The organism is Psychrobacter sp. AOP22-C1-C5, assembly GCF_052378885.1.
Taxonomy (GTDB): Bacteria; Pseudomonadota; Gammaproteobacteria; order Pseudomonadales; family Moraxellaceae; genus Psychrobacter.
This window is the reverse complement of the sequence record NZ_JBQSYC010000011.1, coordinates 77,811-86,811: the sequence shown is the minus strand read 5'-3', so window position 1 is coordinate 86,811 and position 9,001 is coordinate 77,811. Positions and strand designations below refer to the sequence as shown.

The following is a 9,001-nucleotide window of genomic DNA, read 5'->3' as shown; positions in this document are numbered from 1 at the left end:
GGGGTCAAATGCTTGGTTCGTATCAGTACGATAACTAAGACAATCTTGACCACTTTAAGATAAGTGTTAAAAGGTTGCACATACTAATGTGCAGATATTATAAGAAAATCGCGACCAATAACAAGTCTTTTCACAAGTTATTGGCGCTTTCTCTACTGACAATCTAGAAACACGTTCTATATTGCCTTCTTAACTAAACGTTTGCTTATTCGTCATCATCTTTAGAGTTGAACTTAGAGATGATCTCAGATGCAACTGATTTTGGAATCTCAGCGTACTTTTGGAATTCCATTGAGTAAGTAGCACGACCTTGAGACATCGAGCGCATTTGTGTGGCATAACCAAACATTTCTGCTAATGGTACTTCAGCACGGATTTGCTTAGTACCGCCTGGCAAGTCTTCCATACCCTGTACCAAACCACGACGACGGTTAAGATCGCCCATGATATCACCCATGTAGTCTTCAGGTGTTTCAACTTCAACTTTCATGATTGGTTCAAGCAGCGCTGGATCAGCTGCTAAGAAGCCTTTTCTGAAAGCCATAGAACCTGCCATTTTGAACGACAATTCATCAGAATCGACATCATGGTAAGAACCGTCATACAAGGTCGCTTTTACGCCAACTACTGGATAACCAGCAAGTACGCCGTTTTTCATACGCTCTTGGATACCTTTATCAACAGCACCATGGAATTCTTTTGGTACGGTACCACCAACAACTTCTTCAGCGAACTCATACTCAACATCACCCGCTGGATCAAGTGGCTCAAGACGTAACCAAACATGACCGAATTTACCACGACCACCTGTTTGACGTACGAATTTACCTTCTTGCTCAACAGTGTTACGGATCGTTTCACGATAGGCAACCTGCGGCGCACCGATGTTTGCTTCTACGTTAAACTCACGCTTCATACGATCAACAAGAATCTCTAGATGCAATTCACCCATACCACTGATGATTGTCTGACCAGATTCTTCATCAGTATGTACACGGAATGAAGGATCTTCTTTCGCCAAACGGCCCAAAGCGATTGACATTCTTTCTTGGTCAGCTTTGGTCTTAGGCTCAACCGCTAGGCTGATAACTGGATCTGGAAATTCCATACGTTCAAGAGTGATGACGTTGTTTTCGTCACATAGCGTATCACCAGTCGTTACATCTTTCATACCAACTAATGCTGCGATATCACCAGTACGAATCTCTGCAAGCTCTTCTTGAGAGTTCGCCATCATCTGTACGATACGGCCAACACGCTCACGCTTCATTTTAACTGGGTTATAAACGCTGCTACCCTGCTTTAGAACACCTGAATAAACACGAACGAAGGTTAAGTTACCAACGAACTTGTCATTCATGATTTTGAATGCTAAAGCTGAGAATGGGGCTTCATCTGACGCTACACGAGTGCCTTCAGTTTCATCTTTATCATCAAGGATACCGCGGATAGCAGGTACATCCATTGGTGCTGGAAGATACTGAATAACCGCATCCAACATCTTTTGTACACCTTTGTTTTTAAAGGCAGTACCACAAAGAAGTGGAATAATTTCGTTATCAATCGTTAACTGACGAATGGCACTGTTGATTTGATCTACAGTCAATTCACCGTTTTCGAGATACTCATTCATGAGTTCTTCGTTTGCTTCAGCAGCACTTTCTACAAGATATTCGCGATACTCTTCCGCTTTTTCTTGTAGTTCAGTTGGGATGTCACGTTCATCGTATTGCATACCTTGAGACGCTTCATCCCAATAGATAGCTTTCATGGTTACTAGATCAATAACACCTTCAAAGTCATCTTCTTTACCAATTGGGATAACCAATGGTACTGGCTTACCACCAAGACGAGTTTTGATTTGCTCAATAACGCGATAGAAATCAGCACCAACGCGATCCATTTTATTTACAAATGCAAGACGTGGTACTTTGTATTTGTTAGCCTGACGCCATACGGTCTCAGACTGTGGCTGAACGCCGCCTACTGCACAGTAAACCATGCAAGCGCCATCAAGTACACGCATAGAACGTTCAACTTCAATTGTGAAATCAACGTGACCAGGGGTGTCAATAATATTGATGCGGTGTTCGTCAAACTGTTTTCCCATACCTGACCAAAAACAAGTTGTTGCCGCTGAGGTAATAGTAATACCGCGCTCTTGTTCTTGTTCCATCCAGTCCATGGTAGCTGCGCCATCATGTACTTCGCCAATCTTGTGACTAACACCGGTATAGAATAAAACACGCTCAGTAGTGGTTGTCTTACCAGCATCGATATGCGCTGAGATACCAATATTGCGATAGCGGTTTAGGGGAGTTTTACGAGCCATAGTGTTTTCCTAGGAAAAGTCGTGTATATAATAATGTATTGTGTCTCTACCTCATACTCTATGACAAAGCGGTCAGCTTCGTAATATTACTTACTGATTATTGAGCCTTATATGGACAAAAAAAGAGCAAATACTAAGAATAGTGCGGCATCAGATTTGGGACGCTCTCCAGTCGAAACAGTATATTCTCGAAGAGGCATCTTGATAGATATCCGCCATCTCAGTTGTTAATAGGTAAGCCCTATTCTTAACTGATTTAATGATGGCGGTAATCAATAGAGTAAATAATAATGTAAGATCAATTAACCTGAGTCAATAATCTAAAGCTACTATTAACCAGTAGCTTAAAAACGGTAATGAGAAAATGCTTTGTTCGCATCTGCCATGCGGTGAACTTCGTCACGCTTTTTCATAGCAGCGCCTTTGCCATCAGCAGCATCATTCAATTCGCCAGCTAAACGCAAAGCCATTGATTTCTCAGAACGCTTAGCAGCAGCTTCTGCTAACCAACGCATAGCCAATGCAGTACGACGGGAGGGGCGTACTTCCATTGGTACTTGATAGGTTGCACCGCCGACGCGGCGAGCTTTTACTTCTACCATTGGGCGTACATTTTCAAGTACTTCTTCGAAAAAAGATACTGGATCTTCGATCTTACGTTTTTCACTTACTGTTTCAAGTGCACCGTAAACGATACGCTCAGCAGTAGATTTTTTACCATGACTCATTACATGGTTGATGAATTTTGCAACAGTTTGGCTACCAAACTTAGGATCCGGTAGGATCTCACGGGCAGCAACGACGCGACGTCTTGGCATAATAAATTTCCTTATCTTCAGGAGAGTCTAACATTCACAACTTTACACTTGTCAATATGACACAGTGATGAATTGCCAGTTAGCCTTACTGCATGGTGGTATGTATTAAGTAAGAATGACTGATATCAATTATTAATATATAAGTCATGTTACCGCTGACACCAAACCCATGCACAGTTATTGGGTAGTACAAAAAAGCTTATTTAATAACGTGTAGCTATTAAACTTTAGGCTTCTTAGCACCATATTTAGAGCGACCTTGCTTACGGTCTTTTACGCCTGCGCAATCTAATGCACCGCGAACAGTGTGATAACGAACACCTGGTAGATCTTTTACACGACCACCACGGATAAGAACAACACTGTGCTCTTGTAGGTTATGACCTTCGCCGCCGATGTAGCTTGATACTTCATAGCCTGAAGTCAAACGTACACGACATACTTTACGCATGGCTGAGTTAGGTTTTTTTGGCGTGGTAGTATATACGCGAGTACATACACCGCGGCGCTGTGGGCACGCTTCCAACGCAGGAACTTTTGACTTTTCCTTGATGGTTTTGCGACCTTTACGAATCAATTGGTTAGTTGTTGCCATAAGGCATCCTTCTCCCGTTTGGTATAAAACAAAAAAATGGGATAATGTACCATCCGTCTGACATTAGTGGCAGAGTTTGGAACACCCATTTTTAGGACAGTGTATTATAAAGAGTTGTTGTTGCTAATTCAACCACTTATGAGTGATTGACCTTTACAACATTTGGTAGAAATGCATTTAGTCTACTATTACATCGCTCTAACTGGTGTTATTTAAAAATTGACTAAAAAACAAGTAGATAGTAATGAGATAAAAGTGGTGTCATGTAGGGTTTAAATCTGGAATGTAGAATTAAGAAAAACTCATTCGTGAGTACTAGATGGCGATACTATCTTATTTTTCAAGAGATTTAAGATAATATCACCAATAATAGAATATATTAAATTACTGATTGCTTAAAATGCTATTGCCCTTATTTGCCAGGACTAGAGAAGTCATCGAAGATAGTAATGTTATTACTTACTTTTTTTATTAGTGGCTTTATCTGGTTGAGTGGTTTGGTCATTAGATGACTCATCTGCACCGTCCTTCTCTTCATTAGCCTTATTTTTAGTACTATTATCTTCAGACTCTTCCTTTTGCTTGTCTTTACTTCCAGCATCGTCAGTGTCGCTATTAGAATCTTGCTGTTCATTGTTACCAGAAAATCTAATCACCTCTGCTTCACTACTACTATCGTCGGTAATTGCACGATTAGCAAGCTTTGCATCTGGTGCGAAAGTTGCTTGAGCTACACCGATGACTTCATCAATAAGCTGACTGTTGTAGCGCATACCGATAATAACTGCTGTAGCCGGTAAGAAGCGGCGCACCCATGATAAATTGATTTGATCCAAATCAATACCAACTTGACTGGCGATATTGTCAATTTGTTCGGCATAAAAATTGACATTGGTGTTTTTCATACCTAGGTTTCTAAGCTCATTGTGTAGACCACTACTTTGGGCGTTATCCAGTAAGCCTTTACCAATACCAATACCAGCCAGCAATGCTTGTTTTTCTTGCATCTTACTTAAATCAGCATTTGCCAGCAGCTCATAAGCCATTTTGATACCTTGTTTGCCTGTCAATGGCTTGTTATAGACAGCACCTAGCTGATAGACGGTGCGCAAGGAAACCAAAAGCAACCATAAGGTATCAGCCAGTAAACCTGGCAGACCAGCTAATCCCGTTAAACCGCCTATCGTTGCCAATGCACGGTTCTGATTGGCAATATCAGTGGCCAATGCATAGCGCTCTTCATCATCTAGACTTGCGATATTGGCAAAACGGTGTTCATTAGGTAAGTCAATCTGACTCCAAGTAGATGCCAATTTTGCGACTTGAGCAAAAGCACCGTCAACAGTCGACTGAAAAAAGCTGTTCGGTACCACTTTTTTGGCGTATTTACCATAGGTGGCAAAACGTGGTCCCAATAATTGCTGAGTTGCCTTTAACGTTTGCTCACGAAACAAATCTTGCTGAAAATCCTTGTCACCCAAGTCCACTGCTTTATACTGACGCGGTTTGCTTGTCTTTGCGTTCATGCTATCGATTACAGCTCCTACACGCTCCAAATTACTACGTGTAAAAGAGCCGACGCTGTTGATACCTTTAGAAAGAGTGCTACGCTTTGCCATCATAATGTCCTTTTATAGTGATTGTTTTTGCTTTTGTAATGAATTGACGATCGTCATAATTTTGCTATTTTATCGAACCATCGTGATAGGTGTCAGTGCGAACAATGTTATTACGCTCACAACTTTTGTATCTAGAAGTATAACTTACTTTGTTACTTTCACCATTTATGAATTACTTTTTTCGATTGACTTAAACCAAGATTGTTGCAGTTTTGACGTTATAATAACCACATGATAATGGGTATTTTATTAAACTGTTTTTCCTTGTCTTAATTTTAGACAGCTTTTGATGGTAAGCATTGTTTTGCTATTATTTTGCACTTGCGCGAAGATTTTGTACGCTTGATACGTTATCATACGACACTATTTAAAGCTTGAGTGCAACGCTATTTATAGGAAATCATCGACAACACTTGATCTTATTGCGTTGGTAAATATGATTATAAAAGAAGCATTTAACGTTTAAAAACTCTCTTTAAAAATGTGCACTATTAAAGTGGCATACATTTGGTATTAAATAATACAAGTAGGTTTTCAAAGATGAGGCTTCAAAGTCATTTTGGAAATCGTTACTCATAAGGAATAGAATATGCGCCGCGTTGTTATCACTGGGGCAGGGATTGTCTCTTGTATCGGACATGATTTGGCTACCGTTACTGCTGCTCTTAAACAAGGACAGTCTGGCATTACTTTCAATAAATCTTATGCTGAGCATGAGTTTAAATCACACGTCAGCGGTAGTATCGATCAGTCGACGCTCGATACCAGCGGTATTGATCGTAAATTGAAGCGTTTTTTTAGTGACGCCAGCCTCTATGCTTATGTCAGCGCGCTAAATGCGATTGAACATGCTGGCTTATCGCTCGAGACTATCAATAACAATCCACGTGTGGGAGTGGTAGCGAGTTCAGGCGGCGCATCGACGGAGAATATCGTCAATGCTGTGGATGCCATGCGTGAAAAGGGTCTACGCGGTGTCGGTGCCATGGCTGTGCCAAAAACCATGGGCAGCTCGGTGTCAGCCGCATTGGCCACGGGTCTCAAAATTCAAGGGGTCTCCTACTCCTTAGCTTCGGCTTGTGCAACTTCCACCCATTGCATTGGTCATGCCGCTGAGCTAATTCAGCTAGGTAAAGCCGACGTCGTACTTGCTGGCGGTAGTGAAGCTGAGCATTGGACGCAGTCTTGCATGTTTGATGCTATGGGCGCGGTTAGCACTCAATATAACGACACACCAACACTGGCATCAAGAGCTTATGATAAAGATCGCGATGGTTTTGTAATCGCCGCTGGTGGCGCTATGGTGGTCGTTGAAAGCCTTGAACATGCTCAAGCTCGCGGTGCCAATATCTTGGCTGAAATCGTCGGGTATGGGGCCAGCTCTGATGGTGCAGAGATGGTCGCACCAAGTGGCGAAGGCGCGGTACGTTGTATGCAACAGGCCTTGGCTGAAGCTGGCTTAGAAACTGTAGATTACATTAATAGCCATGGTACGAGCACGCCACTCGGTGACATCACCGAGCTTAAAGCCATTGCCAAAGTGTTTGAAGATGATGTCAGTAAAGTACCCGCTATCAGCTCGACCAAGTCTATGACAGGTCACAGCTTAGGCGCTGTCGGAGCACAAGAGCTAATCTATTGTTTGCTCATGCTACAAGAAGGCTTTATTGCTCCGAGTATCAATGTTGAACAACTGGATCCGGCAGCTGAAGGCTTTGATATCGTCACCCAAATGCGTGAGGTCAATCTTGAAACGCTCATGAGCAATAGCTTTGGGTTTGGTGGTACCAATGCGACGCTCATTATCAAAAAATTTGACGCTTAGCACATGCTTGTAGCAAATCATAATACAACTGAGCAGACAGCTTCTGCCCCATCGCCAGCTACTTATCCTAGCTGGCGTTTTGGTGACCTGACTGCCGCAGAATTGATGCCGCGACTACAAAAGTATTTGATAACACAAGACAGTAAAGCAAACTGGCAACTGGTTTGGCTAAATAACGATGGACGACCAGTGATTGGTGTGCTGCCTAAAACAAGCTGGAGCGTTTACCCTACCAATCATGCGCTATCTGATGATGCGTTGGCTCCTTATAAAGTGACAAAATATTGTCGCGATGTCTGTAATGATGATCAGACTTTCAGGAACAAGCGGCTAACAACCACGCATATGAGCTATGCGACATGGCAAGAAGAACTGATTGCGTATAGTCAATGCTATGAAAATAGCAGTAATGATTTAGCACTGCTGGATAAAGAACAAGAAAGACCAAATTACCATCATGGTCTGATAGGCTTTATTGGCTATGACATTGCCGCTTATGATCTAAGCCCAAATGCCAACATTCAACTGGCCGCGCAACCTTGTGCCATATTGGGACATTATGATATTTATTTATCACCAATCAATGAATGTCGCAAATCGGTTTGGCAACTGAAAGTAAATAAAATCTACGATGACAACAATAATGGTGAGAATGAGAGAAAGAACGCATTCATAACAACGCTTACCTCTTATTTGAATGAGTTAGATGAAGAACTGTCTGATAAGTCTTTAAATCGAACGCCGCTTAAAGCATCATCACAGTCTACTTCTTTAGCGCTAACAGCACGATGGACTAAAAATGATTACCAAAAAGCATTTGAGCAAACCCAAGATTATCTACAGCAAGGCGACTGCTATCAAATCAATCTGACCCAAGAATGGCACAGCAGGCTTGCTCATCAGAACACATTTGATAAATCACTATCAAATCTCATTGATTACTTGCCCAGTCTACATCGTAATACCAAAGCACCATTTGCAGGGTATTTAGAAAGTAGTTATTTAGACGATGAAGTTGATACCAATATTCAAGATCATACTCGTCTATCAGTCAACTCTATGGCGAAAAATAATACCTTTGAATTATTAAGCTGCTCACCAGAACTGTTCTTTACTTTTACCAAGGATAATGAGACGGGTAAACACCACATACGTACCAAGCCAATCAAAGGAACGATGCCACGAGGCGCTACACCTGAACAAGATGATTACTATAAGCAGCAACTTATTGATAGTGAAAAAGACCGTGCTGAGAATGTCATGATTGTTGATTTACTGCGCAATGACTTGGGCAAGTATGCCAAGATAGGTAGCGTAAAAGTACCGCAGCTATTTGCGATTGAGAGCTTTAGCAACGTCCATCATATGGTTAGTACTATTAGTGCTGAACTCAAAACAGATACGCATCCGCTGACTGTATTGTTTGGCAGCTTGCCTGCCGGCTCCATTACAGGCACTCCCAAAAAGCGAGCGGTTGAGATTATATCTGAGTTGGAAATGGCTCCGCGCGGAGCTTACTGCGGCACGATGGGTTATATGAATTTTGATGGTAGTGGTCAATGGAATGTCTTGATTCGCACGCTGCAAGCTAACCATAACATAGACAAAGGCGGAAACATCAATTTATGGGCAGGTGGTGGTATTACTGTTGCCTCTGATTGTGAAGCGGAATACCAAGAGTGCTTGGACAAAGTAGGCAACCTACTGTCCGTACTGTCTCAAGAAAATCTAGACCAATAAAGTGAAGCTTTTTCGTAAAAATAGCCAAAAAATAAAGCCTGACGCTTTTACAGCGTAGGCTTTATGACTTAC

6 protein-coding genes are annotated in these 9,001 nt (G+C 41.9%); 2 read left to right on the top strand and 4 right to left on the bottom strand.

Annotated features, from left to right (window positions below; translation table 11 throughout):
• Positions 1–205: 205 nt before the first annotated feature.
• From fusA to ACT3TH_RS12330, 4 genes are all read right to left on the bottom strand, one after another.
• A complete protein-coding gene (gene fusA / locus ACT3TH_RS12345; protein WP_444756130.1) occupies positions 206–2,332 on the bottom strand; it encodes an elongation factor G in 2,127 nt (708 codons plus the stop codon).
• A gap of 344 nt (positions 2,333–2,676) precedes the next feature.
• Complete coding sequence (rpsG, locus tag ACT3TH_RS12340) at positions 2,677–3,150, bottom strand: 30S ribosomal protein S7 (RefSeq protein WP_201536873.1); 474 nt, start codon at positions 3,148–3,150, stop codon at positions 2,677–2,679.
• Positions 3,151–3,370: 220 nt separating this feature from the next.
• Positions 3,371–3,745, bottom strand: coding sequence for a 30S ribosomal protein S12 (gene rpsL, locus ACT3TH_RS12335; protein ID WP_011281154.1), 375 nt, complete (start codon positions 3,743–3,745; stop codon positions 3,371–3,373).
• Positions 3,746–4,200: 455 nt separating this feature from the next.
• Positions 4,201–5,364, bottom strand: a complete 1,164-nt coding sequence (locus ACT3TH_RS12330) for an EcsC family protein (RefSeq protein WP_444756129.1) — start codon at positions 5,362–5,364, stop codon at positions 4,201–4,203.
• 589 nt (positions 5,365–5,953) lie between these two features.
• Here ACT3TH_RS12330 and ACT3TH_RS12325 point away from each other — a divergent pair.
• Together ACT3TH_RS12325 and ACT3TH_RS12320 are read left to right on the top strand one after the other, a co-directional pair.
• Positions 5,954–7,189, top strand: a complete 1,236-nt coding sequence (locus ACT3TH_RS12325; protein ID WP_444756128.1) for a beta-ketoacyl-ACP synthase II — start codon at positions 5,954–5,956, stop codon at positions 7,187–7,189.
• Between the two features lie 3 nt (positions 7,190–7,192).
• Entirely contained in the window at positions 7,193–8,929 is a 1,737-nt protein-coding gene (locus ACT3TH_RS12320) for an anthranilate synthase component I family protein (RefSeq protein WP_444756127.1), read from the top strand.
• Positions 8,930–9,001: the final 72 nt, after the last annotated feature.